The organism is Pseudarthrobacter phenanthrenivorans, from assembly GCF_000813845.1.
GTDB classification, from domain to species: domain Bacteria; phylum Actinomycetota; class Actinomycetes; order Actinomycetales; family Micrococcaceae; genus Arthrobacter; species Arthrobacter phenanthrenivorans_B.
The window spans coordinates 51,551-75,886 of the sequence record NZ_JWTB01000023.1; the positions used below are offsets into that span (position 1 = coordinate 51,551).

Annotated in this window: 21 protein-coding genes and 1 pseudogene; 11 read left to right on the forward strand and 11 right to left on the reverse strand. The window is 66.6% G+C overall.

All coding sequences use genetic code 11. The features are described 5' to 3' along the window. Nucleotides 1–159: 159 nt before the first annotated feature. Complete coding sequence (gene dinB / locus RM50_RS12460) at nucleotides 160–1,341, reverse strand: DNA polymerase IV (protein WP_156133881.1); 1,182 nt, start codon at nucleotides 1,339–1,341, stop codon at nucleotides 160–162. Nucleotides 1,342–1,516: 175 nt separating this feature from the next. On the opposite strand from dinB, the gene RM50_RS12465 reads away from it, so the two are divergent. Both RM50_RS12465 and RM50_RS12470 read left to right on the forward strand, forming a co-directional pair. After that, complete coding sequence (locus tag RM50_RS12465; protein WP_043453086.1) at nucleotides 1,517–2,035, forward strand: hypothetical protein; 519 nt, start codon at nucleotides 1,517–1,519, stop codon at nucleotides 2,033–2,035. Continuing rightward, entirely contained in the window at nucleotides 2,032–3,126 is a 1,095-nt protein-coding gene (locus RM50_RS12470; RefSeq protein ID WP_043453088.1) for a polyprenyl synthetase family protein, read from the forward strand. Before RM50_RS12465 ends, RM50_RS12470 begins: the two co-directional genes overlap by 4 nt. A gap of 11 nt (nucleotides 3,127–3,137) precedes the next feature. Here the strand turns inward: RM50_RS12470 and RM50_RS12475 are convergent, their stop codons facing one another. Then, nucleotides 3,138–3,491, reverse strand: coding sequence for an Rv2175c family DNA-binding protein (locus RM50_RS12475; RefSeq protein WP_043453091.1), 354 nt, complete (start codon nucleotides 3,489–3,491; stop codon nucleotides 3,138–3,140). 249 nt (nucleotides 3,492–3,740) lie between these two features. Here RM50_RS12475 and RM50_RS12480 point away from each other — a divergent pair, with 249 nt between their 5' ends. Next, nucleotides 3,741–5,138 (forward strand): lytic transglycosylase domain-containing protein, encoded by a 1,398-nt coding sequence (locus RM50_RS12480; protein ID WP_043453097.1) that lies wholly within the window; start codon nucleotides 3,741–3,743, stop codon nucleotides 5,136–5,138. Nucleotides 5,139–5,239: 101 nt separating this feature from the next. Then, the gene (pknB, locus tag RM50_RS12485) at nucleotides 5,240–7,342 is read left to right on the forward strand and encodes a Stk1 family PASTA domain-containing Ser/Thr kinase (RefSeq protein WP_043453099.1); all 2,103 of its coding nucleotides are present in this window, start codon (nucleotides 5,240–5,242) and stop codon (nucleotides 7,340–7,342) included. Nucleotides 7,343–7,387: 45 nt separating this feature from the next. Here pknB and RM50_RS12490 read toward each other — a convergent pair whose 3' ends face one another. After that, entirely contained in the window at nucleotides 7,388–8,779 is a 1,392-nt protein-coding gene (locus RM50_RS12490; RefSeq protein ID WP_043453100.1) for a class II 3-deoxy-7-phosphoheptulonate synthase, read from the reverse strand. Between the two features lie 99 nt (nucleotides 8,780–8,878). Beyond that, complete coding sequence (locus RM50_RS12495; protein ID WP_043453102.1) at nucleotides 8,879–9,709, reverse strand: lysophospholipid acyltransferase family protein; 831 nt, start codon at nucleotides 9,707–9,709, stop codon at nucleotides 8,879–8,881. A 111-nt stretch (nucleotides 9,710–9,820) separates the two neighbouring features. Here RM50_RS12495 and RM50_RS12500 point away from each other — a divergent pair, with 111 nt between their 5' ends. Genes RM50_RS12500 through RM50_RS12510 form a run of 3 tightly spaced genes read left to right on the forward strand, consistent with a single transcriptional unit; the run spans nucleotide 9,821 to nucleotide 11,959 of the window. Further along, a complete protein-coding gene (locus RM50_RS12500) occupies nucleotides 9,821–10,609 on the forward strand; it encodes an alpha/beta hydrolase (RefSeq protein WP_043453105.1) in 789 nt (262 codons plus the stop codon). Further along, the gene (locus RM50_RS12505; protein WP_043453107.1) at nucleotides 10,606–11,400 is read left to right on the forward strand and encodes an alpha/beta hydrolase; all 795 of its coding nucleotides are present in this window, start codon (nucleotides 10,606–10,608) and stop codon (nucleotides 11,398–11,400) included. The genes RM50_RS12500 and RM50_RS12505 overlap by 4 nt, the downstream gene beginning before the upstream one ends. Beyond that, a complete protein-coding gene (locus tag RM50_RS12510) occupies nucleotides 11,387–11,959 on the forward strand; it encodes a hypothetical protein (protein WP_043453109.1) in 573 nt (190 codons plus the stop codon). Before RM50_RS12505 ends, RM50_RS12510 begins: the two co-directional genes overlap by 14 nt. A 22-nt stretch (nucleotides 11,960–11,981) precedes the next feature. Here RM50_RS12510 and RM50_RS12515 read toward each other — a convergent pair whose 3' ends face one another. Next, complete coding sequence (locus RM50_RS12515; RefSeq protein WP_043453111.1) at nucleotides 11,982–13,073, reverse strand: ROK family glucokinase; 1,092 nt, start codon at nucleotides 13,071–13,073, stop codon at nucleotides 11,982–11,984. Nucleotides 13,074–13,243: 170 nt separating this feature from the next. Between RM50_RS12515 and RM50_RS12520 the strand changes: the two genes are divergently transcribed. Next, nucleotides 13,244–15,052 carry an AMP-dependent synthetase/ligase gene (locus RM50_RS12520; RefSeq protein WP_043453113.1) on the forward strand — a complete coding sequence of 603 codons (1,809 nt, stop codon included), beginning with the start codon at nucleotides 13,244–13,246 and terminating at the stop codon, nucleotides 15,050–15,052. A 77-nt stretch (nucleotides 15,053–15,129) separates the two neighbouring features. On the opposite strand, the gene RM50_RS12525 is transcribed toward RM50_RS12520, so the two are convergent. Further along, nucleotides 15,130–18,528 carry a pyruvate carboxylase gene (locus RM50_RS12525; RefSeq protein ID WP_043453115.1) on the reverse strand — a complete coding sequence of 1,133 codons (3,399 nt, stop codon included), beginning with the start codon at nucleotides 18,526–18,528 and terminating at the stop codon, nucleotides 15,130–15,132. Between the two features lie 303 nt (nucleotides 18,529–18,831). Between RM50_RS12525 and RM50_RS12530 the strand changes: the two genes are divergently transcribed. Next, nucleotides 18,832–19,650 carry a ParA family protein gene (locus RM50_RS12530; RefSeq protein ID WP_043453117.1) on the forward strand — a complete coding sequence of 273 codons (819 nt, stop codon included), beginning with the start codon at nucleotides 18,832–18,834 and terminating at the stop codon, nucleotides 19,648–19,650. A gap of 83 nt (nucleotides 19,651–19,733) precedes the next feature. On the opposite strand, the gene RM50_RS12535 is transcribed toward RM50_RS12530, so the two are convergent. From RM50_RS12535 to gcvH, 5 genes are all read right to left on the reverse strand, one after another. Next, on the reverse strand, nucleotides 19,734–20,327 hold the full coding sequence (locus RM50_RS12535) for a MerR family transcriptional regulator (protein ID WP_018763528.1): 594 nt from the start codon (nucleotides 20,325–20,327) through the stop codon (nucleotides 19,734–19,736). A 233-nt stretch (nucleotides 20,328–20,560) separates the two neighbouring features. Continuing rightward, on the reverse strand, nucleotides 20,561–21,064 hold the full coding sequence (locus RM50_RS12540) for a bifunctional nuclease family protein (protein ID WP_043453120.1): 504 nt from the start codon (nucleotides 21,062–21,064) through the stop codon (nucleotides 20,561–20,563). Beyond that, nucleotides 21,064–21,780 carry a transcriptional regulator FtsR gene (gene ftsR / locus RM50_RS12545; RefSeq protein ID WP_043453124.1) on the reverse strand — a complete coding sequence of 239 codons (717 nt, stop codon included), beginning with the start codon at nucleotides 21,778–21,780 and terminating at the stop codon, nucleotides 21,064–21,066. The genes RM50_RS12540 and ftsR overlap by 1 nt, the downstream gene beginning before the upstream one ends. Nucleotides 21,781–21,803: 23 nt before the next feature. Beyond that, nucleotides 21,804–22,280, reverse strand: coding sequence for an FHA domain-containing protein (locus RM50_RS12550; protein ID WP_043453128.1), 477 nt, complete (start codon nucleotides 22,278–22,280; stop codon nucleotides 21,804–21,806). A gap of 158 nt (nucleotides 22,281–22,438) precedes the next feature. Next, the gene (gene gcvH / locus RM50_RS12555) at nucleotides 22,439–22,825 is read right to left on the reverse strand and encodes a glycine cleavage system protein GcvH (protein ID WP_043453131.1); all 387 of its coding nucleotides are present in this window, start codon (nucleotides 22,823–22,825) and stop codon (nucleotides 22,439–22,441) included. A 166-nt stretch (nucleotides 22,826–22,991) separates the two neighbouring features. On the opposite strand from gcvH, the gene RM50_RS12560 reads away from it, so the two are divergent. Together RM50_RS12560 and RM50_RS20700 are read left to right on the forward strand one after the other, a co-directional pair. Continuing rightward, a complete protein-coding gene (locus RM50_RS12560; RefSeq protein WP_043453134.1) occupies nucleotides 22,992–23,861 on the forward strand; it encodes an Fpg/Nei family DNA glycosylase in 870 nt (289 codons plus the stop codon). Between the two features lie 152 nt (nucleotides 23,862–24,013). Continuing rightward, nucleotides 24,014–24,336: pseudogene (locus RM50_RS20700) on the forward strand (hypothetical protein); the annotation flags it as partial.

Below are 24,336 nucleotides of genomic sequence, written 5' to 3' on the forward strand. Positions count from 1 at the left end.
ACCGTCGATGGCAAAAACGGAAACCCAGCACGCGTCCGCGGGAGCGGGAGCATGTCCAAGAGGGTCCGGCAGTAAGTCCATTCACTCAAAAACTATGTATCTCTAAGGATAGATTGTTGAGGGCTGATCTGAAAGACGGCAATGACTTCGGCGGCCCCGTCAGGAAGGGCGCCCTGCCCCGTCGCCGGGCCGGTTTTCGGGCTCCATCAGGCGGGCCGGCAGGACGGACTTGTTGCCGAACTTGCGGGCCACTTCATCCAGGGCCTGCTCGGCCGCCCGCCAGTTCTCATCCCTGCGGTCGATGCTCAGCTGCAGGGACGTCCGGGCCGCCTCCTCGAGCTGCTCGGCCCGCACGCCCACCAGGCGCACGGCCATGGTCCTTGTCCCCAGGGACTCGAGGAGCTGCACTGCCACGGCGTAGATCAGCTGGGCACTGTCCACCGGGGTCTGGACGGTCCTGCTGCGAGTGACAGTGGAGAAGTCGGCGAAGCGCAGTTTCAGTGCCACCGTCCGGGCCACCATTCCGGAACTCCGCAGGCGGCCGGCGGTCCGGTGCGAAAGCCGCAGCAGTTCCCGGCGAAGGAGGTCCTCGTCGGCTGTGTCCGTGGCGAACGTCTCCTCCGCCCCGATGCTTTTCTCCAGCCGGACTGGAGTGACGGGACGGGGATCGATGCCCCAGGCCAGCCGGTGAACATGCTCCCCCGTGGCACCGAGGACCTTCTTGAGTGCGGACACGGGAGTGGCGGCGACGTCCGCCACTGTCCTGATGCCCATCTTGGCCAAAACTTCCCCGGTCTTGGCCCCAACACCCCACAGCGCACCTACGGGGAGGCTGTGAAGATACGGCACGGTTTCGTCCGGGGTGATCAGCAGGAGCCCGTCGGGCTTGCACCGGGTGGAAGCGATCTTGGCAACGAACTTGGTTTCGGCGATGCCGACGGAAGCAGTGATGCCGAGTTCCGCTGCCACCCGGCGACGGATCAATTCACCGATTCCCCTGGGCGGACCAAGCCGCCGCAGCGCCCCGGTGACGTCCAGGAAGGCCTCGTCGACGCTGAGCGGCTCCACGAGGCCGGTGATCGATTCGAAAATGGCCATCAGCTGCCCGGACACCTCGTAATACAGCTTGTGCCGCGGTTCGATAATCACCGCCTGTGGACACATTCGCATGGCTACGGCCATGGGCATGGCTGACTTAACGCCGAATGCCCGGGCCTCGTAAGATCCCGACAGGACAACTGACCGCTCCCCCGGGAAGCCGACAATCACGGGCTTACCGCGCAGCTCGGGGCGGGTACGGAGCTCCACCGAGACAAAGAACGCGTCCATGTCCACGTGCATGATGCACGTCCGCCGGCCGCCGGGAAGGCGCGCGGCGGATGGCTGATGTGTTCCTGCGGGCCCCACGCCTGCAATCCTATCGGCTTGCCGGGCGTGGACAGCTTGTCCGGGCCATATAGGGAGGCTGGCTAAACTGGAGGCTGGTTCCGCCAACAACTCCAGGAGGAAAGTCTCTGTGACGGCTATAGGAAACTTGAAGTCCGCCGGCCTGGCCGCGCTTGCCGCCGTTGCCGCGCTGTCGCTTGCCGCGTGCAGCCAGACGGCGTCCGGACAGCCGTCAGAGTCCGCTTCCGTTGCTGCCCCACAACCTGCGCTTACCGCCGCACCCAGCCCGTCGCCGTCGCCCAATACATCCGCGACCGTAGGTGCCCTGGTGGCGGGCTTCCCGCAGCAGCTCCTCCCACTGATGCCCGGGGCAACCGTTGTCTCCAGCAGCTTTGACAAGGCCTCCGCACCTGCGACCGCCGCGCTTGTGGGGACAGCCAAGGCGGCTCCGGCCGCCGTCATCGATTTCTACACGAAGGCACTGGAAGGGCAAGGCTTCAAGGCAGTGCCCGGTGACAGCGTTGGCGGAGTGGCCTCGAAGGACTTTGTGCGCGGCGACAATGAGACCGTCAATCTCTCCGTGGTCGAAGCAGCGGGTGTTTCCACCTTCACGATCGGTGCCAACGTTGCAGCTGAGTCAGCCAAGTGACGGTCGCCGAGCAGCTGAGGAATGAACAGGCTGATTTTGTCGCAGGTGTGGCCGGCGAGCTGACCGCGTTCCTGACGGCCCGGCAGGCAGTGATGGCCGGCATCTCACCGGACATCGAACCCATCATGGGTTCCATCTCCAACCTGGTCACCGGCGGCAAGCGCCTCCGTGCCCTGATGTGCTACTGGGGCTGGCGGGGTGCCGGCGGCGAGGCGGGAGCCGGCCAGGTGGTCACGGCCGGCGCCGCGCTTGAGCTGTTCCAGGCTGCCGCCCTGATCCACGACGACATCATTGACCGCTCGGACACCCGGCGTGGCGGCCCCAGCGTCCACCGCCGCTTCAGCCAACTGCACACCGCCCAGGGATGGGCCCTGGACAGTGAACGGTTTGGCCAGGCCGCAGCGATCCTCACCGGCGACCTGTGCCTCTCCTTCAGCGAGGAGGCGTTTACCGATATCGGCGAACGGGCCGCGTCCGGCAGCACCGCCCGGCTGATATTCAACTTGATGCGCGCAGAGGTGATGGCGGGCCAGTACCTGGACATCCTGGAGGAAGTGGCCGGCCCGGTCCGGGACAGGGCCGGTGCAGTTGGCAGGGCGCAATCCATCATCCGGTTCAAGAGCGCAAAATACTCCACGGAGCATCCGCTGGCCCTGGGCGGCGCCTTGGCGGGGGCGTCCGATGAGTTGCTCCGCGGCTATTCCGCCTTTGCCCTCCCGCTGGGCGAGGCCTTCCAGCTCCGCGACGATGTCCTGGGGGTGTTCGGCGATCCCCTCACCACCGGCAAGCCGGCAGGAGACGACCTGCGCGAAGGAAAGCGTACGGTCCTGATAGCCCTCGCCCTGGACCAGGCATCACCGGAAGAATCTGCATTCATTGATGCCAGCCTCGGCAGCCCCGACCTGTCGGAGGCTGACATCACGGATATTCGGGCGATCATCGAAGATTCGGGGGCCCTGCAGGCGACGGAAGTTTTGATCAGCGAATTCAGCGCGGCGGCATTCGCCGCCCTGGACGGCCTTGAGTTGGAGGACCTGTCCAAGACAGCGCTGCGGAAACTGGCGGAGGCCGCCGTCAGCCGCGCCTCTTAAACAGGAAGCAATTACCAGGCAAGCGTTTGCGCCCTGCGCCTGATTTCCGTTTTGCGGCCTTCGCGCAGCGCGTCAATGGGACGTCCACGCAGCGACTCATCAGCCGTAAAGAGCCACCCGATGAGGTCCTCGTCCGAATAACCGGCATCCGCCAGCACCACGATGGTTCCCTTGAGGCTGTCCACCACCTGGCCGTCCTGGATGAATTCCGCCGGGACAGACCGGATCTTCCGTTCCCCGACGCGCACCGCAGCCAGCGCGTGTTCATCAATCAGGCTATGGACCTTAGTTACGGAAACATCCAATAAACGGGCGACGTCGGGCAGCGGCAACCATTCGCCCACCAGGTTTTCTACATTACTCACGGATCAAGGTTGCCACGCTGCCTGCCCCGGCGCCTAGTCGGGCCAATTGATTCTGCCCCTGGCCTGCGGACACTCCGAAAAAGAGGCCATTCCCGCAAATCCCAAAATTCTTGTGCTATTCGCGAATTCATGAGAGATTCACATGCATCACAGTTGTATCACTAATAACTTGAGTCACAGTAGTATCAAGATTGATAGCGGCATCCCCGTCCGCGTCCGCACCCGCAGTTGAGAAGAGGATTCTTTCCGATGACGATGTCCCGCTCGCCTAAGCAGCCCCCCAAGCCGAGCCTGCCGATGATCGCCGCCACCACTGCGGCACTGCCAGCGGTCGTAATGTCATCCCTGGCCCTGGCCCAGCCCGCCGCGGCCGCCCAACAGCCGGCGCGGACCATTCCCAGCAGCCTGGCGACAGCGATGAAGGCACAGGCTGCTGCGAAGGCAGCCGGGACGGTCATCCCCGCCGCCGTTGTCTCCACCACCATTCCGGCGGCGTTCCAGCCTGCGCAGCCCGCGGCCCCGGCCGAGTACACGATTGTCCGGGGCGATACCGTCAGCGCGATCGCAGGCCGGTTCGGACTGGACACGGGTGAAATCCTCAAACTGAACAACCTGCAGGCCAACACCATCATTTACCCGGGGCAGAAGCTCAAGCTGTCCGGTTCGCCCGCGCCGGCGCCGGCGGCACCTGCCCCCGCAGCTGCTGCGCCGGCGGCGCCCGCTCCCTCCGGCGGCGCTGCCTACACCGTAAAGGCCGGCGATACGCTCGGCGCCATCGCGGCAAAGCACAACGTGGCACTCTCCGACGTGTTCAGCTGGAACAACCTCTCCATGCGCTCCATCATCTACCCGGGACAGAAGATCAAGGTGGGCGCCGGTGACCCCGCACCTGCCCCCGCGGCGCCGGCGCCGGCACCGGCTGCGCCGGCCCCCGTGCTTGCCACCACGTCGGCCCCGGCCAGCGGCTCCTACACCATCAAGGCCGGCGACACGCTGTCCGCCATCGCTTCCCGCCATGGCGTCAAGCTGTCGGACCTGCTTTCGGCCAACAAGCTGGGCATGAACTCGATCATCTATCCGGGCAGCAAACTCGTGATTCCCGGCGGTTCCGGCCAGCCTGATCCGCAGCCCGCTGCAGCACCGCAGCCGGCGCCCGCTCCACTGGTGCCCAGTTCCTTCCTCGGCTTCAGCTACCCCGCTGCCGTGGTGAGCTCCGCCAACGAAAACAAGGCCCTGCTCAACGCGTCTCCAGTCCCTTCGCGCGAGGAAATGAAGAACATCGTCGCGGACACGGCACGCCGCATGGGAGTGGACACCTCGCTGGCCCTGGCCTTCGCATTCCAGGAATCCGGCTTCAACCAGCGCTCTGTTTCCCCCGCCAACGCGATCGGGACCATGCAGGTCATCCCCAGCTCCGGTCAGTGGGCGTCCGACCTCGTGGGCCGGAAGCTGAACCTCCTGGACCCGTATGACAACGCCGCGGCAGGGGTGGCCATCATCCGCCAGCTCCTGGCTACCAGCAAGGACCAGGACACCGCCATCGCCGGCTACTACCAGGGCCAGTACTCGGTGAGCAAGTACGGCATGTACGACGACACCAAGGCGTACGTGGCGGCCATCAAGGCACACCAGAAGAACTTCAGCTAAGGCACCGGCCCCGGGCTGTGCACGAGGGCGGGTCCGAACCGTTACCGGTTCGGGCCCGTTTCCATTTCAGGCGCGTTTTGCTGCGGGACTAGGATCATAAGGTGCAGGAACACGTGTCAGACCCCCTAGCAGGGACGCTGGTGGACAACCGCTATGCCGTCACCTCCAGGCTTGCCCGTGGCGGCATGTCCACCGTCTACCTGGCGGTGGACCAGAGGCTGGACCGCGAGGTGGCGCTGAAAGTGCTGCATCCGCACCTCGCGGCTGACGAAAACTTCCTCGGACGGCTGGGCCGCGAAGCCAAGGCCGCTGCCCGGCTGTCCCATCCGCACGTGGTGGGTGTCCTGGACCAGGGCAATGACGGCAACACCGCCTACCTGGTGATGGAGTACATCAAGGGACACACGCTCAGGGATGTCCTCAAGGACAGGGGTGCCCTGCCACCGCGGCTGGCCCTGGCATTGATCGATCCCGTGGTGGAGGGGCTTGCCGCCGCCCACGATGCCGGTTTCATCCATCGCGACGTGAAGCCCGAGAATGTCCTGATCGCCGACGACGGCAGGATCAAGATCGGCGATTTCGGGCTGGCCCGCGCCGTCACCAGCTCAACCAGCACCGGCGCCCTGATTGGCACGGTGGCCTATATCTCGCCGGAGCTTGTGCTGGGCAAGCCAGCGGACGCACGCAGTGACGTCTACTCCGTGGGCATCATGCTGTACGAGATGCTGACCGGCCGGCAGCCGTTTGAGGGCGAGGTCCCCATCCAGGTGGCGTACCAGCATGTCAATGGCACCGTGGGGCCGCCCTCGGACCTGGTGCCCGGACTGGCCGGGGAAGTGGACGAACTGGTGCAGTGGTGCACGGCCAATGATCCGGAAAACCGGCCGGTGGATGCCAGCGCGCTCCTTCAGGAACTGCGCCACATCCGGACCCACCTTACCGACGCGGAACTGGACCTGCAGCCGCCCGCAGCTGCGGCCGCCGGCTCCCAGCACCAGACCGAAGTCCTGGCGCGGTCCAGCCATCCGACCACCCTGATGGCCGGCGCCAGGCCGGCCGTGCCCGCGTACCCGCCGGGCCGGCAGCAGCGCGGGCAGGACCACGACGCACAAGGCCAGGCAGCAGATGCCCTGACGCATACGGCTCACCCCGCGCACCCTGGACTTGCACTGCCGGACGACGACGACACGGACAGCGGCTGGTCTCCCCCGCCTCCGCGGCTGGGCAAGCGGGCCCAGCGCAGGGCCGACAAGGAGAACGGGAAGCGCCTCGCCCTCGCAGCCGCCACCCCGGTAAGGACGCTGCGGGAGGGAAACGCCCGCCGTCGTGGCGTTCTATGGATCGTGGTCCTTATCATCGCCGCGCTGCTGGCCACGGGGGCTGGATGGTTTTTCGGCATGGGCCCCGGCGCCGCCGCTGCCGTTCCAGCCGTCAGCAACAAGACGGTGGCCCAGGCCCAGCAGCTGCTGGGCGGAGTTGGCTTCCGGTCCACCACCAGTGATGTCTTCGACGACCAGGTGCCCAGCGGACTGGTCGTGGGCACCGAACCTGCCGCCGGGACGGAAATCCGGAAGTTCCAGCCGGTCTCCCTTCTGGTGTCGAAAGGCCCCCAGCTGTTCCCCCTGCCGAAACTCGCGGGCGGGACGCTGACGGACGCGAAGAACGCCCTCAATGCGGCCGGCATGGCGCTGGGGACCGTCACCGAGCAGTTCGAGGACCAGGCAGCGGCAGGGACCGTGCTGTCGCAGGATCCCGCCGCCGGCACGCCCTCCCGCCATGGCACGCCCGTCCAGATTGCGGTTTCCAAGGGGCCGCAGCCGATTCCTGTTCCCGTGGTCGTGGGCAAAGCCAAGGATGATGCGGTGGCTGCGGTCAAGGCAGCAGGGCTTACCGCTGCGGTGGCCCCGGACGAAGTGTTCGACAGGAACGTGCCCAAGGGCGCCGTCGTCAGCCAGTCCCCTGCTAACGGGACGCTGACCCGGGGAGGGACCGTCACCCTGACGGTCTCCAAGGGGCCCAAAATGGTCCAGGTCCCCAGCTACATCGGCAAGCAGGCGTCAGATGCACGCAAGGCACTGGAAGCACTGGGGTTCGAGGTCCGCGTCAACAACATCCTGGGCGGCTTCTTCGGGACCGTGCGGGATCAATCGCCGGTAAACCGGGAGGTCCCGGAGGGATCTGTCATCACGATCACCGTTGTGTAGCGAAGGCGGGCAGGCAGCACCGGCCCGCCTTCATCCATGATTCTCCTAGTGCTTGGCGAGGGCTCCGGCCACCAGGAACGCCATCTCCAGGGATTGCATGTGGTTCAGGCGGGGATCGCAAACTGATTCGTAGCGGTCCAGGAAGGCGTCCTGGTCGATCGGGTCGGCGCCGCCCAGGCACTCGGCCACGTCGTCGCCGGTCATTTCCACGTGCAGCCCGCCCGGGACCGTGCCCAGGCCGTGGTGCACCTCGAAGAAGCCACGCACTTCGTCAATCACGTCGTCGAAATTGCGCGTCTTGTACCCGTTCGGTGAGGTGACCGTGTTGCCGTGCATCGGATCGGTGACCCACAGGACCTGGGCCCCGGAGGCGGTGACTTTTTCGACGACGGCGGGCAGCTTTTCGCGGATGTTGCCGGCGCCCATGCGCGTGATGAAGGTAAGGCGGCCGGGCTCGCGCTCCGGGTCAAGCTTGTCGATCAGGCGCAGGGCGTCGTCCCCGGTGGTGGAGGGGCCGAGCTTGACCCCGATAGGGTTCCGGACGCGGGAGAGGAAGTCCACGTGGGCGTGGTCCAGTTCCCGGGTCCGCTCGCCAATCCAGAGGAAATGGGCGGAGGTGTCGTAGGGGAACCCGGTCCGGGAGTCGATGCGGGTCAGGGCGCGTTCGTAATCCAGCAGCAGGGCTTCGTGGCTGGCAAAGAACTCCACCCGCTTGAGGGCCTCGAAGTCCGCACCGCATGAGTCCATAAACTTGATGGCACGGTCGATGTCACGGGCCAGCGATTCGTACCGGGCGTGGGCGGGATTCTCAGTGAAGCCCTTATTCCACTGGTGTACCGACCGGAGGTCGGCGAAACCGCCCTGCGTGAAGGCGCGGATCAGGTTCAGCGTGGATGCCGAGGTGTGGTACGCCCGGAGCATACGGGACGCGTCGTGGCCACGGGATTCGGGGGTGAACTCGTATCCGTTGACGATGTCGCCGCGGTAGGCCGGCAGGGTGACACCGTTCCGGGTTTCGTCGTTGGACGAGCGGGGCTTGGCGAACTGGCCGGCCATCCGGCCCATCTTGATGACGGGCATGGCGGCGCCGTAGGTAAGGACCACGGCCATCTGGAGGATCGTCTTGACGCGGGCGCTGATCTTGTCTGCCGTAGCGGCCTCGAAGGTCTCCGCGCAGTCGCCGCCCTGCAGCAGGAACGCCTTGCCCTGGGCAGCGGCGGCCAACCGCTCACGGAGCACGTCCACTTCACCGGCGAACACCAGGGGTGGAAGGACCGACAGTTCCTTCACCGACGCTTCAAAGACTTCCGGGTCCTGCCAGCTGGGCTGCTGGGAAATGGGAAGGTCCCGCCAGTTGTCCAGTCCGGGATAGTTGGCCGCTCCGCTCTGGGCGGTGCTGGACAGCGAAAAGGCGGGTTTTGCAGATAGCTCAGTCACCCTCCAAGACTACCGGCAGGGCAGCGCCGGCGGGCACTGCGCCGTCACGGTGACCGCCCAGCCCGTCACAACCGCTCTGCCGGGCCCGGTAAGGTTCCGCTACCCCGCGGCCGGTCGCCCGGCGTCGTCCTCTTCAACGGGGCCGGCGGATGCCGGGCTGCCGGGGGCGGCGGCCCCGCCCTGCACGAACTCCCCCTGGGCAGCCACCGGAGCAGCAAGGGGTTCCGCGGCGGCCTGCGGTTCCTCCGGCTTGCCCGCGAGCCGAAGCTTGACCACCGCCGCGTATTCGTCGACGTATTCCTGTCCGGAGAGGCGCATCAGCCGGGCCATGATGTCGTCGGTGACCTTGCGCTGGACCGCCCTGTCGTCGGCCTGGTCCCGGTACTCACTGAAGTCCAGCGGTTCGCCGAAGATCATCCCGATCCTGCGGATGTTGGGCAGCCGCTTGCCGATGGGCTGGACCTTGTCAGTGCCGATCATGGCAACCGGAATCACGGGGACGCCGGCCTGCAGCGCCAACCGGGCCACCCCCACCTTGCCCCGGTAGAGCCGGCCGTCAGGGCTTCGCGTGCCCTCGGGATAGATGCCCAGGAGGCCGCCGGCGTTGAGGACCTCCATGCCGGCGTTCAGGGAGGCGGCAGAGGCAGCGCCGCCGGACCGGTCCATGGGCAGCTGGTTGGTCAGGCGGAAGAACGCGGCAGTCAGCCTGCCTTTGATGCCCGTGCCGGTGAAGTATTCCGACTTGGCCAGGAACACCACGGGCCGGCGCACCATGAGCGGCATGAAAATTGAATCGGAAAACGACAGGTGGTTGGAGGCGATGATTGCGGCCCCCTGCGCCGGGATGTTGTCCAGGCCCTTGACCCAGGGCCGGAACAGCAGCTTGATCACCGGACCGAGGAAGATCCTTTTCATGACCCAATAGAACACGTGGTGAACCTCTCCGGAAGGCAGCCTCCAGGCCCTGCATCGGGCCTGGCCAGCGATTCAATGCAACCCTACTCTAGTGAGAATTGGCGGGAACAGTGACACGATGGAGTCATGACTGAAAGCAGTGTCCCGTCCCGTCCAGCCGCTTTCAGCTATCCGGGCCACGGTGCCAATGCCGCCGTCGGGATCGCCATTTGCCACGGATTCACCGGCAGTCCGATCAGTATCCTTCCCTGGGCGCAGCATCTTGCCGACCTCGGCTACGCCGTCTCCGTTCCCCTGCTTCCCGGCCATGGCACAGACTGGCGGCAGCTGGCCAGGACCGGCTGGAAGGACTGGTACCGCAGCTATGAGGAGTCTTTCCTTGAGCTGGCCGGCAGGACGGAAACCTGCTTCACGGCCGGCCTGTCCATGGGCGGTGCCCTAGCGCTGCTTGCAGCGTCCCGGCATCCCGTGGCCGGGGTGAGCGTGGTCAACCCGGGCCTGAGCTTCTATGACCGGCGGGTGCGGGTGATCGGCCTCCTCAAGTATTTCCAGCGGACCACGGTCCCGATCCAGGAGGACCAGACCGGGGCGCCGGCGACCAACGACGGCGACTACTCCCTGACTCCGCTGGCTGCAGTCCACGAATTGAAGAAGCTGTTCGCTGCCGCGGTGCGCAGCCTGCCCAGGGTGGACGCGCCGGTCCAGGTGTTCAAGTCGCGCACGGACGCCGTGGTCCCGCCGACGTCCCTGGCCCTGCTGCGGAAAGGGCTGGGCGGGAACCTCGCTGACGTGGTGGAGCTTGCCAGCAGCGGACATGTGGCTACTCTGGACGTTGACGCGCCCGCTGTGTTCGCCAGGTCGGCGGAATTCGTCGCCACCCATGCCCGCCGCACCAGTACCTTGGAGACGCCATGACCTCCGGCCCGGACCACAGCCCGTTCAGCAGCGCCTTTCGCGGCGAAGGCACGCGCACCGGGGTGGTCCTGTCCCATGGCTTCACCGGAAGCCCGCATGGGCTGCGGGCGTGGGCCACTGCTTTCGCCGCTGCCGGTTTCGCCGTCCGGATGCCGTTGCTGCCGGGCCATGGGACAACGTGGCAGGACCTCGCCAAAACCCGCTGGCAGCAGTGGCATGGTGCCCTCGATGACGCCTTCCTGGAGCTGGACGCCGAGTGCGACCACGTGTTCGCGGCGGGACTGAGCATGGGCGGTGCGCTGGCCCTGCGCATCGCCGCCACCCGCCCGGTGGCCGGAGTGGTTCTGGTGAACCCGGGCCTGGTCATCGACGATCCGCGGGCGTCGCTGGCCGGCATCCTCAAGCTGGTGCTGAAAAGCACCCCGTCCATCGGCAACGACATCCTCAAGGCAGGTGTCGACGAAGGTGCGTATGCCCGCACGCCTGTGGCCGCGGCCCATGAACTGCACAAGATGTTCCGGGATACGGTCCGGCTCCTCCCCCGCGTCACCGCGCCCGTCCAGGCCTACCGCTCTGCCGTGGACCACGTGGTGTCCGATGCCAGCATGGACGTCCTGCGCCGCGGGCTGACGCATGCCCCGCTGGAGGTCATCCGGCTGGAGAACAGCTACCACGTGGCCACCCTGGACAACGACGCCGACCGTATCTTCGAGGGGTCCGTCGACTTCATCCGGCGCGTCCAGGCCGCGGCGGCGGGACCGGCAGAGGAGGTTCCCAGTGAACAGGCCTGACTCCGGGCAGCCGGACCAGGGCGCCAACCAGGATGATGCCGTGTGGCTGGATCTGGTGGCACGGCTCGAGTCCGACACGGTGGCGATCCGCCCCGATTCCCCCGCACCCGGAGGGCAGCCGCCGGCGGGAACGCGTGCCCCGGGCGAGGAAAGGCCGGAGCCGCCCAGCTTCCGCGACTTCGATCCGCTCGGGCTGGCTGGTACAAGACCGGCGGAACGATCGGCGGACGAACGCCGGGCGGAGGCGGGCGGCAGCCAGGAAGCGCCCCGCATGGACGGAGCCGCCGAAGGTCCCCGGGACTATGAGCTGGACGACGACGACGGGGAGTTCGTGCCGGAGGAACCACCCAGCCTGGCCGGCACCGACCCCCTGACCATGCTGGCGTGGCTCGGGGCTGTGGGTGGACCCGTGGCGCTGCTGCTGTCCGCAATGTTCTGGCGGTCGGCACCCCTGCTGGCCATCGTCGGGATCGTTGCCGTGTTCGTGCTTGGGACGGTGTACCTGATCATGAAGCTGCCGCAGGAAAAGAACGGCGACGACGACGGCGCCAGGGTCTAGGTCCCCGGCCGCACCGCCGTGGTCATCGGCGGACGCGGCTGCTGACGCGGGAAAGGTCCGCGGCCCCAATAAGGCCCGCGTTGGGGCCGAGCGCAGCCAGTTCTATCCCTGCTGCAGGCCGGAAACCGCGGCCCGTCAGGTTCCGCGCAAAGGCTTTGCGGGCAGGTTCCAGGAGAAGGTCTCCAGCGGAGCACAGTCCGCCGCCGATAACGAAGAGGCCGGGGTCCAGGGCTGCGGCAAGGTTGGCGAGCCCGAGGCCGAGCCATTCGCCGACCTCCTCGATCAGCTCCCGTGATGCGGGGTCACCGGCAAGGGCCAGTTCCGTCACGATGGCGCCGGTGATTGCTTCGGGATGTCCGCCCACGGCTGCCAGCAGGTCCTGGGCCACGGGCGAGTTGGACCTGGCAAGGAGCCGCGCTTCCCTGCCCAGGGCGTTCCCGGACGCATACTGCTCCCAGCAGCCGCGGTTGCCGCACTCGCACCGGTGGCCGCCCGGCATGATGATCTGGTGGCCGAACTCCCCCGCAACGCCGAACCGCCCGCGTTCCACCCTGCCGTCCATCACCATGGCTCCGCCGATGCCGGTCCCCAAAGTGATGCAGACCAGCCGGTCTTCTCCACGGCCGGCACCGAACCGCCACTCGGCCCAGGCGGCGGCGTCGGCGTCGTTGGTCAGGAGTACCGGACGGCGGAGGAGCCGCTGGAGGTTCCCGCGCAGCGGCTCGTTGCGCCAGGCAAGATGCGGACTGAACAGGACGGTGCCGCCGGCCAGGTCCATCCAGCCGGCCGCGCCGATGCCCACGGACCAGATGCGGTGGCCGCGGCCCAACTCCTCCACCAGTTCCACGATGACCTGTTCCACGGCCCGCGGATCGGTGCCTGGTGTGGAGCGGCGCGCCTCACTGAGGATCCGCCCTTCGGCGTCCACAACGCCGGCGGCAACCTTGGTGCCCCCGATGTCGATGCCGATGGCCAGTCCCTTGCGGCCGAGGCGAAGATGTCCGCCCACGCCGCCGTGCAGCTGCCCCGGACGGTAGGGGGCGGGACGACGGCGCCGCCAGGGAGCCTGCCTTCTGAGGGGGCCGGCCTGATCGCCGGGCAACGGTCCGTACATAGTCCACCATTCTAGGCCTCGGGCAGGATTGTCCTAACATACGCAGCCGTGCCCGGCGCATTGACGGCTAAGTTACTCGCCAGTAGGTTTATGTACTGCACTGTTCCACCCGGGGTACTAGTCTTTAGGCAAACCCCCTGCGCGGGACTTCAGATATCAAAGGAGCTATAGTGCGCCAATTCAGTGTTCCGCCCCTGGTTGTTGTCCCACCGGAAACCAACATCACCGACCTGGTGTTGCGGCAGGCGGCCAAGGCCGGCAATCCGGCACTGTTTTCCCGGCTGGACGCCGCGGGGGTATGGCGCGACGTGCGCGCCACCGAGTTCCTGGCTGACGTACAGGCCCTGGCGAAGGGACTGATCGCCAGTGGAGTCGGCGCCGGCGACCGCGTGGGAATCATGTCCCGGACCCGATACGAGTGGGCGCTGGTGGACTTCTCCATCTGGTTCGCAGGGGCGGTTTCCGTTCCCATCTACGAGACCTCGTCCCCGTCCCAGGTTGCCTGGAATTTGGGGGACTCCGGCGCCGTGGCTGCGTTCAGCGAATCGGCCCACCACGAAAACGTCATCCGCCAGGCGGTTACGGCCGAGGGCCTCACGGCCGTGCAGCACGTGTGGCAGCTCGAGGGCCAGGGACTGGACAGCCTCCGCGAGGCAGGCCGCGGCGTCAGCGATGAGGAACTTGAATCCCGGCGGGCAGCAGCGGGCCTCCGCGATGTTGCCACCATTATCTATACCTCCGGAACCACGGGACGGCCCAAGGGGTGCGAACTCACGCACGGCAACTTCGTGGAACTTTCGGACAACGCCCTGGCCATCATCGGCGAGATCGTCCACGAGAACGCCAAGACCATCATGTTCCTGCCGCTGGCGCACGTCTTCGCCCGCTTCATCTCGGTGCTGGCCATGGCCGCCGGGACCACTGTGGCGCATACACCCGACATCAAGAACCTCCTCGCGGATCTGCAAAGCTATGAGCCGACCTTTATCCTCGCGGTGCCCCGGGTCTTTGAAAAGGTCTACAACTCCGCCCTTACCAAGGCCGAGGACGGCGGCAAGGGCGCCATCTTCCACCGGGCCGCCGAAACCGCCATCGCGTTCTCCAAAGCCCGCCAGGACGGCCGGGTTGGGTTGGGCCTGAAGGTGAAGCACGCGCTGTTCGACAAGCTGGTGTACGGCAAACTACGCGCCGCCATGGGCGGCCACGTTGCCCACGCAGTGTCCGGCGGCGGTCCCCTGGGAGAACGGCTGGGCCACTTCTTCCAGGGCATCGGGCTGCAGGTGCTGGAAGGCTACGGCCTCACCGAAACCACGGCCCCCATCACGGTGAACACGCCGTCGCGGATCAAGATCGGCTCGGTCGGTAAACCCCTGCCTGGCAACGCGGTGAAGATTGCCGACGACGGCGAGATCCTTGCCAAGGGCGTCTGCGTCATGCGGGGCTACTACCGCCGGGACGACCTGACCGCCGATGCTTTCACGGACGGCTGGTTCCACACCGGTGACATCGGGCGGCTGGACGATGAAGGCTTCGTCTGGATCACCGGCCGCAAGAAGGAAATCATCGTCACCGCCGGCGGCAAGAACGTTATCCCCGCCCTGCTCGAGGACCAGATCCGCGCCGACGCCCTGGTGTCCCAGGTGCTGGTGGTGGGCGACAACCGGCCGTTCATCGGCGCCCTGGTCACCCTCGACCAGGAGGCCCTGCCGGGCTGGCTCCAGCGCCACGGACTCCCCGCAGACACCACCCTGGAGCAGGCCGCCGCGAATCCCGTGGTGAAGGCAGCCGTACAGGACCTGATTACCGCCGCCAACACCTCGGTCTCCCAGGCCGAGGCCATCAAGTCCTTCCGCATTGTCCCGGCCGACTTCACCGAAGCCTCCGGGCACCTGACCCCCTCCATGAAAGTGAAGCGGGCCCAGGTGATGAAGGACTTCGAAACCGTCATCGAGGAAATGTACGCGGCGCCGCGTTCCTAGCCAGCCGCCACCCCCACCAGGAACAACGAAAAGGCCGCTCCCCCGTGGGAGCGGCCTTTTCGTTGGTGTGGGGGTTGTTACTGCTCGATGACCAGCAGCAGGTCTCCGCCCTGGACCTGCTCCACCGCGGAGATGGCGAGGCGGGACACCTTGCCGCCGACCGGCGTCGTAATCGATGCTTCCATCTTCATGGCCTCGATGGTTGCCACCGTGTCGCCTGCCTTGACGGTGTCGCCCGGTTTGACCGTGACGGTAACGGCGCCGGCGAACGGTGCCGCCACCTGGCCGGGCTGGGCGGGATCGGCCTTTTCGGCAGCCTTGACATTGCTGACCACGGAGCGGTCACGCACCACCACCGGCCGGGACTGGCCGTTGAGGGTGCACATGACCGTGCGCATGCCCTTTTCGTCCGGCTCCGAGACGGCTTCCAGGGAAGCGATGAGGCGGACGCCGCGCTCCAGCTGGATCTCATGCTCGGTGCCGCGCTGGAGGCCGTACAGGTAGTCGCGGGTGTCGAGGACCGAGATGTTGCCGTACGTCTCCACACTCTTCAGGTAGTCCTTGGTGGGACCATCGAAGAGCAGCCGGTTGAGCGTGTGCTGGCGGGTCTTCGAGTCGGACTTCAGCGCCGCGCTGTCCTCGGCGCTGAGTTCAGCGTCACGGACCTTCACGCTGCGGCCCTGCAGGGCCTTGGTGCGGAACGGCTCCGGCCAGCCTCCGGGAGGATCGCCGAGCTCGCCGGACAGGAAGCCGATCACCGAATCCGGGATGTCGTAGTTCTGCGGGTTCGCTTCGAAGTCCGCGGGGTCGGCGTTGAGGCCCACCAGGTGCAGGGCGAGGTCACCCACCACCTTGGAGGATGGCGTGACCTTCACCAGGTGGCCAAGGATGCGGTCGGCAGCGGTGTACATGTCCTCGATGGCTTCAAACCGCTCGCCCAGGCCGAGAGCCATGGCCTGCTGCCGGAGGTTGGAGAGCTGGCCGCCGGGAATCTCGTGCTTGTAGACCCGGCCGGTGGGGCCCGGAAGGCCGGACTCGAACGGGGCGTAGACACGGCGCACGGCTTCCCAGTACGGCTCGAGGGAACTGACGGCGTCCAGGCTCAGGCCGGTGTCCCGGGGGGTGTGGGCCAAGGCTGCGACAAGGGCAGACGCCGAGGGCTGGCTGGTGGTGCCGGCCAGCGACGCGGAGGCAACATCGACGGCGTCCACACCGGCGTCAACGGCAGCCAGCAGCGTGGCCAGCTGGCCGCCCGCAGTGTCGTGCGTGTGCAGGTGCACCGGCAGGTCGAAGCGCTCCCGGAGGGCAGCGACCAGCTTCGCGGCAGCGGCCGGCCGCAGCAGGCCGGCCATGTCCTTGATGGCCAGGATGTGGGCACCGGCGTCGACGATCTTCTGCGCCAGCTCCAGGTAGTAGTCCAGCGTGTAGAGCTTCTCGGCCGGGTCCAGCAGGTCGCCGGTGTAGCACAGCGCAACCTCGGCGACGGCGGTTCCGGTGGCCCGGACCGCGCGGATGGCGGGGGCCATCTGGCTGACATCGTTCAGGGCGTCGAAGATCCGGAAGATATCGATGCCGGTGGCGGCTGCCTCGTTGACGAAGGCCTCGGTGACTTCCTCCGGGTACGGGGTGTATCCCACGGTGTTGCGGCCTCGGAGCAGCATTTGGAGGCAGACGTTCGGCATGGCCTCGCGGAGGGCGGCCAGGCGGTCCCAGGGGTCCTCGCCGAGGAACCGCAGGGCGACGTCGTACGTGGCACCGCCCCAGGCTTCCACGGAGAGCAGTTCCGGCAGCAGGTGGGTGACCGCAGGTCCGGCGGCCACGAGGTCGCGGGTGCGCACGCGGGTGGCCAGCAGGGACTGGTGCGCATCGCGGAAGGTGGTGTCCGTGACAGCAACGGCGGTCTGTTCACGCAGTGCCCTGGCGAAGCCTTCCGGCCCCAGTTCCAGGAGTTTCTGGCGGGAACCGGGTGCCGCCTGCCGGCCCTTGACGTCCGGCAGCTTGTGGGCCGGGTTCGAGTGGACCGTGAGTTCGCCGTTGGGCTTGTTGACGGTGACATCGGCCAGCCAGGTCAGGAGCTTGGTGCCGCGGTCGGCGGAGACGCGGGCCTTGAGCAGTTCCGGGCGCTGGTCGATGAAGTTGGTGGCGACGTCACCGGCGATGAAGTCCGGGTCATCCAGCACTGCCTGCAGGAAGGGGATGTTCGTGGAGACGCCGCGGATGCGGAACTCGGCGAGGGCGCGGCGGGCACGTGCCACGGCGGCGGGGTAGTCCCGGCCGCGGCAGGTGAGCTTGACCAGCATGGAGTCGAAGTGCGGGCTGATCTCGGCGCCGGAGTACACCGTGCCGCCGTCCAGCCGTACGCCTGCGCCGCCTGCCGAGCGGTACCCGGTGATTTTTCCGACGTCGGGCCGGAAGCCATTGGCGGGGTCCTCGGTGGTGATGCGGCTCTGCAGGGCGGCGCCGCGAAGCCTGACCGTGTCCTGGGAGAGTCCAAGGTCGGCGAGCGTCTCACCGGAGGCGATCCGCATCTGGGCCTGCACCAGGTCCACGTCCGTGACTTCCTCGGTGACGGTGTGCTCCACCTGGATGCGGGGGTTCATTTCAATGAAGACGTGCTGGCCGGCCCGCTCGCCTTCGGTGTCCACCAGGAATTCCACGGTGCCGGCGTTGACGTATTTGAGTGCCTTGGCGAACTTCACCGCATCCCGGTAGAGGGCCTGGCGGATGCTGTCGTCCAGGTTCGGGGCCGGCGCAATCTCGATGACCTTCTGGTGCCGGCGCTGGATCGAGCAGTCGCGTTCGAAGAGGTGCATCACGTTGCCCTCGGCGTCCGCGAGGATCTGCACCTCGATGTGCCGGGGGCGCAGGACCGCCTGCTCCAGGAACATGGTGGGATCGCCGAACGCGGCATCCGCTTCACGCATGGCCGACTTCAGGGCTTCGGGCAGGGCCTCGCGGGTGTCCACCCGGCGCATGCCGCGGCCACCACCGCCTGCCACGGCCTTCGCGAAGATCGGGAAGCCGATCTCGTCGGCCGCGGCCAAAAGCTCATCCAGGTCCTTTGACGGCTCGCTGGACTTCAGGACCGGGACGCCTGCTTCACGGGCAGCCTTCAGCGCAGCCACCTTGTTGCCGGCAAGCTCCAGCACCTCGGCGGGCGGGCCGACAAAGGTGATGCCGGCCTCCTTTGCAGCGCGGGCAAGGTCCGGGTTTTCGGACAGGAAGCCGTAACCGGGGTAAATTGCGTCCGCGCCCGACTCCTTGGCCACCCGGACCACCTCCGCCACGTCCAGGTACGCCCGGACGGGATGCCCTTCCTCACCAATCAGGTACGCCTCGTCCGCTTTCTGGCGGTGGATGGAGTTTCGGTCCTCTTGGGGAAAAACGGCAACGGTCTTGGCGCCCAGCTCGTAGCCGGCGCGGAAGGCCCTGATCGCGATTTCGCCGCGGTTGGCCACCAGAATTTTGGAAAACATGCTTCTCCTGCATCATTGCGGGGTGGATCGAATGAGTGGTCACAGTGTCTAGGACCTACAAGGACAAACACAAATCTTTGTGGCCACGGTCACAGAATTCCCCGTCATGTCCCGAACGCTTTCAGCCTTGCTGGCGGAAACCACCCCGGCAGCACAGTCGGTGCCATGCCGACGCCCGATAAAGCAGGATTCGCCGACGCATCAACATATGATGAGTAGGGCGGCAGGACCGTCCGGCTTCGGCTCTGCCGTGGCAAACATTACCCCCAACACGGCATCCGGCGTTAGGTTTTGGTCTCTCAAGTGCAAGTAGTCAGCATCAGCAGCCTCAAGGGTGGAGTCGGCAAGACTTCCGTCACCACAGGATTGGCGTCTGCGGCGCTGGCCGCGGGAGTCAGCACGCTCGTGGTGGACCTCGATCCGCATGCCGACGCCACCACCGCCCTCGGAGTCCAGCCCGGTGACCAGCTGGATATCGGCAGGATGCTGAAGAGTCCCCGCCGGGCAAAGCTGGCTGAGAATGTGGTGCGCAGTACCTGGGCGGACCGCACCCCCTCCAATGGTTCCGGGCCCGCCGTCCTGGATGTCGCCGTCGGCTCCGCCTACACCGGCATCTACGACCGGCCGGACCTGGGCCGCCGCGACCTTCGCCGGCTTTCGGCGGTCCTGGCCGGCGCCGATGGCTACCAGCTGGTCCTGGTCGACTGCCCTCCGTCGCTGAACGGCCTGACACGCATGGCCTGGGCGGCCAGCGACAAGGTTGCCCTGGTTGCCGAGCCGGGACTGTTTTCGGTGGCCGGAACGGAACGGACCATGCGTGCCATCCAGCTGTTCAAGCAGGAGTTTGCGCCCGGCCTGACACCGGCTGGCATCGTAGCCAACAGGGTGCGGAGCGGCTCCTCCGAGCACACGTACCGGCTGGCGGAGATGGAGTCCATGTTCGGCGAGCTGCTGCTGAGCCCGCGCATCCCGGAGCAGGCAAACTGGCAGCAAATCCAAGGCGCCGCCCACCCGGTGCACCATTGGCCGGGAGACTCCGCCAAGTCGGCGGCAGGTCTGTTTGATGATCTCCTGTCCAACCTGATGGCGGCCGGCAGCGGCCTGCGCAGCCGCGCGCGCTGACCAAGCCCACAGACACTGATTGAAAAGCAAGGGCCGCCCTCCAGCTGGATGGCGGCCCTTGATCTGTCGTGAGGTTTTGGACGTCAGCTGATCTTCCGTGCGGCGCGGCGCTTGCTCAGCTCGTCGTCGGGAAAGGACTGCTCGGCGGCGTGCTCGCTGGGTAGCGAGGCAAGGCTGCCTTCAACTTCGCGCCAGACGCGACCCACCGCGATGCCGAAGACGCCCTGGCCGCCCTGGACCAGGTCGATGACTTCGTCGGCGGAGGTGCACTCGTAGACGCTGGCGCCGTCGCTCATCAGCGTGATTTGGGCCAGGTCCTCGACACCCCGCTCCCGCAGGTGCTCGACGGCGGTCCGGATCTGCTGGAGGGAAACTCCCGTATCGAGGAGGCGCTTGACCACCTTGAGCACCAGGATGTCGCGGAAGCCGTACAACCGCTGCGAGCCGGATCCGGCAGCACCGCGGACGGCGGGCTCAACCAGGCCGGTGCGGGCCCAGTAATCCAGCTGGCGGTAGGTGATGCCTGCAGCCTTGCAGGCGGTGGGTCCGCGGTAGCCCGCGTCTTCGTCCAGGACGGGGAGATCCTCGGTGAACAGGAGGCCTTGGGCACCGCTCACGGGCACAGCAACACCAGCCGTGGGCTGTTTCAGCCCGCCTGCTTCGCCTTTGGGACTCACCTGGATCCTCCTTGTCGTACGCTCCCCCGGAACTGACACGGCTGCCTTGGCATGAAGACCATGCGTGTAATTTTTCCGCGGGGCGCACTTTCCAGTGTGACTTGCGCGGGTGCCGTAAGCAAGGGAACTTGATACTTCGACGTTAGGCCCGGCGGGTCCCGAGGTCAAAGACCCTGGGGGCTTGGAAGAGGCGTGTCGAAAGTTTCAGGCTTAACTTTAACCTTAACGTGACCTTAGCCGTCGAAATCCTCTGGTTCCACGTCGTCCAGGAATTCGCGGAAACGGCGCAGTTCGCGTTCCTCATCCACCGTGGGGCCGGGCTCGGCGTCCTCCCCCTCGTCGTGCTCCGTGATGCGGACTCCGGCTTCATCCATGACGGAGTCGGCGCACCAGATCCGGCACTTCGCCCGCAGGGCGATCGCCAGGGCATCCGAGGCCCTTGAGCTCACCGTGGTGCCGTTCTCGAACTGCAGCTGCCCGTAGAAGATGTTGTCCTCCACGGCGACAATGTTTACGCTGACCACCGAGTGGCCCAGGGACTCCACCACGTCCACCAAGAGGTCGTGGGTCATAGGCCGGGGCGGAACCACCCCCTGCTGGGCCAGGGCGATGGCGCTGGCCTCCGGGGTGCCGATCCAGATGGGAACATGACGTTCGCCGTGCATCTCCTTAAGCAGGACCAGCGGCTGGTTGGAAGGCAGTTCGATCCGAACGCCTACAATCTCGACTTCGATCATCAGATGTCCATGCGTGAGATGTGGTCCTGCACCAGGGCCCGGTGCAGGGTGAGGCAGAGGTCGCTGATCTCGCGGGCGGCCTCGGCTGCACGCGCCTGCGATGCCGGGTCCCTGCGCGAGGCAAGGGGTGCGACAGCGCGTTCCACCAGGCCGAATTCCCGTTCGGCTGCTGCCTGGAACGGCCGAAGGTGCCGGGGTTCCAGGCCGTGGCTTTCCAGCTGGACGCAGGCGCGGGCAACCTGGAGGGCGTGCTCGTCGAACTGGCCGTTGCTGTGGCTGATGAGGCCGAAGTCCAGGAGTGACTGCAGCAGGGGAACACTGGCACCTGATTCGGTGCGGAGCTGTTCCTCACTCAGCTTGCGGCCACGGTTCTGCAGTTCCGCCGCCAGCTCGTCAGAAACGATGCGCGGCGAAACCACGACGCCGGGCGGCAGGTTCTCCGGGCGCTCGCCCCTGTCGATGGCGTCAAGGTAGTCCTTGATGACTTTCAGGGGCAGGTACTGGTCCCGCTGCAGGGCCAGCACGAAGCGCAGCCGCTCGACGTCGCCGTCGGAATACTGCCGGTAGCCGGCAGGGGTCCGCCGGGGGTTGATCAGCCCCTTTTCCTCAAGGAACCGGATCTTCGACGCGGTCATCCCCGGGAAGTCGGCGCTCAGCTGGGCGAGAACCTCGCCGATGTTCAGGACCTGGGGACCCCGGCGTTCCGGTTGTGCCATTGCCACAGGCAGCGGTCCCCGGGTCAGCTGCGACCTGCGGCCGTGGCAGGGCTCAGGTAGAAGGTGAGGCGGAACTTACCGATCTGGACCTCGCTGCCCGACTTCAGCTCCACGCGGTCCACGCGGTCATGGTTAACGTAGGTGCCGTTCAGGCTGTTCTTGTCCACGACTTCAAAGCTGCGTGCGGTGCGCCGGAATTCGACGTGCCGGCGGGACACCGTGACATCGTCGAGGAAAATGTCCGCGTCCGGGTGGCGGCCGGCAGTGGTGACGTCGGAATCCAGCAGGAACCGGGCGCCGGCGTTCGGGCCGCTGTGGGCCACCAGCAGCGCCGAACCGGCGGGCAGGGCCTCCACGGAGTTGCGCTCATCCGAGGACAATCGGGGGGCGATGGTGGGTTCGTCGGTGACGGGGGTGAGATGGATCGAGGTGGTCTCCGACGCCTTAGCCGCACCCGTGCCGTATTCCCCCTCGGCAGGGTTGTGTCTGTGGCCAGCCATGGATTCCTCCTCTTAGACGTTGCGGGCATCAGGCCCACAACCAACGTGTACTCTCCGACCCTGCCCGGCAGGTCCGGCACCGGCTCCCGCGATCCGGCCCTGACGTGCGAAGACGCGGTGCCTGCGACGCGGGGCCGGACCGGAATTACCGGTTAGCTTTAGCCTACCTGTTGTTCGTACTCGGATGCACTGAGCAGGGACTCAACCGCGTCGGGCTCGGCCAGTTTGACCTCGATGAGCCAGCCGTCGCCGTACGGATCGGAGTTGATGAGGGCCGAATCGCTGTCCAGTGACTCGTTCCGGGCCACCACTTCGCCGGAAACGGGCGCGTAGATGTCGCTCACGCTCTTGGTGGACTCCACCTCACCCACCACTTCGTTTGCCGTAATCTTTGTGCCGACCTCGGGCATCTGGGCGTAAACGACATCCCCGAGGGCGTCCTGGGCAAAGTCGGTGATTCCCACGCGGACCACGCCGTCGGCATTCGGGGCGCTGACCCACTCATGTTCGGCGGTGTAGGACAGGTCTTCGGGAATGTTGCTCATGGGAGGCCTTTCATCGGGGTGCACGCCAAGGTCAAAAGGGGCCCGTCAATCGGGCCGCCGCTGAAAGTATAGGCATATCTGCCGGGGCCGGCACCGGCCTTTCTGACAGGATGGGACGCATGAGTGCAAGCACCGGTGCAACATCGTTGGGAGAGGACCGTTAGCCATGCCGGAACTGCCTGAGGTGGCTGGCCTGGCCACCTTCCTTGATGAACAGCTGCGCGGCTGCGTGGTCTCCAAACTGCAGGTTGTCTCCTTCGCGGTGCTCAAGACGGCGGATCCGCCCTTCAACGCCATCGAGGGGCGCACTGTGTCCGGCGTCCGCCGGTTTGGAAAGTTCATCAGCATCGACACGGACGGCATCTCCCTGGTGTTCCACTTGGCGCGCGCCGGCTGGGTCCGCTTTACGGACTCCCCCGCAGACAGCCAGTTGCGGATGGGCAAGGGCCTCATCGCAGTCCGCTGTACCTTCTCGGGCCCGAACGGTCCCCGTGGCCTGGACCTGACGGAAGCGGGTACCAAGAAGAGCCTGGCGGTCTACGTGGTGCGGGATCCACAGGAGGTGCCCGGCATCGCCGCCCTCGGCCCGGATCCCTTTACCGAAGCGTTCGACGCGGACATGCTGGCGGAGATCCTTGCCGGCAGCCCGCAGCAGATCAAGGGACTCCTGCGCAGCCAGAGCGTCATTGCCGGCATCGGAAACGCCTACAGTGACGAGATCCTGCACGCCGCGCGGATTTCGCCCTTCGCCATTGCGAAGTCCCTGGACCGGCAGACCGTGCAGGTGCTGTACGACTCCATCCACAGCGTGCTCGGCCAAGCGCTGGCGGAGGCGCGGGGCAAGCCGCCCAAGGACCTTAAGGACGTCAAACGCAGCCACATGCGGGTGCATGCCCGCACGGGCCAGCCCTGCCCTGTTTGTGGTGACACGGTGCGGGAAGTGTCGTTCGCGGATACGGCCCTGCAGTACTGCCCCACCTGCCAGACGAAGGGCAAGATCCTGGCGGACCGCAGGACGTCCAGGTTCCTGAAGTAGGAAGATCGGGCCCGGCAGCGGAGCAGCGCCGCAGGCAGGCCCCACGCCGGATGGGGTTGCGGTTCGGGACTTCCGGTCCTATCCGGGCATGCGGCCCGGGCGTACCGTCGTGAGCAAGGCTCGCATGTCTCGATCAGCACGAAGGGGTCACAATGCGCCGCTACCGACCCGCCGTCCTCGGAATAGCCTTGGCCCTCGCGTTTGGCGGTGGCCTTGGGGGAACACCGCCGGCACCATCCGTGGCTGCCGCATCAGCGGTGGCTGGGCAGCGGGGCGTCCCCGCGGCGATGGCCGGGCAAACCGGCGACGATGCCATCGTCCAGCACTATGAGCAGCTCGGCGGCGCATCGTTCCTCGGCACGCCTGTCGGCAGCGCGTACGACATCGCCGGGGGCCGTGCCCAGGACTACACGGGCGGAACGATCTACTGGAGCCCGGGCACGGGAGCGCACGAGGTCCACGGCGCCATCCGCGG

Bases quoted from the DNA above. Each gene is read 5' to 3' on its own strand.
- RM50_RS12550 (WP_043453128.1), bottom strand. From the start codon at position 22,280: ATGGCTGGCCACAGACACAACCCTGCCGAGGGGGAATACGGCACGGGT.
- RM50_RS12505 (WP_043453107.1), top strand. From the start codon at position 10,606: ATGACCTCCGGCCCGGACCACAGCCCGTTCAGCAGCGCCTTTCGCGGC.
- RM50_RS12480 (WP_043453097.1), top strand. From the start codon at position 3,741: ATGACGATGTCCCGCTCGCCTAAGCAGCCCCCCAAGCCGAGCCTGCCG.
- RM50_RS12515 (WP_043453111.1), bottom strand. From the start codon at position 13,073: ATGTACGGACCGTTGCCCGGCGATCAGGCCGGCCCCCTCAGAAGGCAG.
- gcvH (WP_043453131.1), bottom strand. From the start codon at position 22,825: ATGAGCAACATTCCCGAAGACCTGTCCTACACCGCCGAACATGAGTGG.
- RM50_RS12500 (WP_043453105.1), top strand. From the start codon at position 9,821: ATGACTGAAAGCAGTGTCCCGTCCCGTCCAGCCGCTTTCAGCTATCCG.
- RM50_RS12560 (WP_043453134.1), top strand. From the start codon at position 22,992: ATGCCGGAACTGCCTGAGGTGGCTGGCCTGGCCACCTTCCTTGATGAA.
- dinB (WP_156133881.1), bottom strand. From the start codon at position 1,341: ATGCACGTGGACATGGACGCGTTCTTTGTCTCGGTGGAGCTCCGTACC.
- RM50_RS12540 (WP_043453120.1), bottom strand. From the start codon at position 21,064: ATGATCGAAGTCGAGATTGTAGGCGTTCGGATCGAACTGCCTTCCAAC.
- RM50_RS12525 (WP_043453115.1), bottom strand. From the start codon at position 18,528: ATGTTTTCCAAAATTCTGGTGGCCAACCGCGGCGAAATCGCGATCAGG.
- ftsR (WP_043453124.1), bottom strand. From the start codon at position 21,780: ATGGCACAACCGGAACGCCGGGGTCCCCAGGTCCTGAACATCGGCGAG.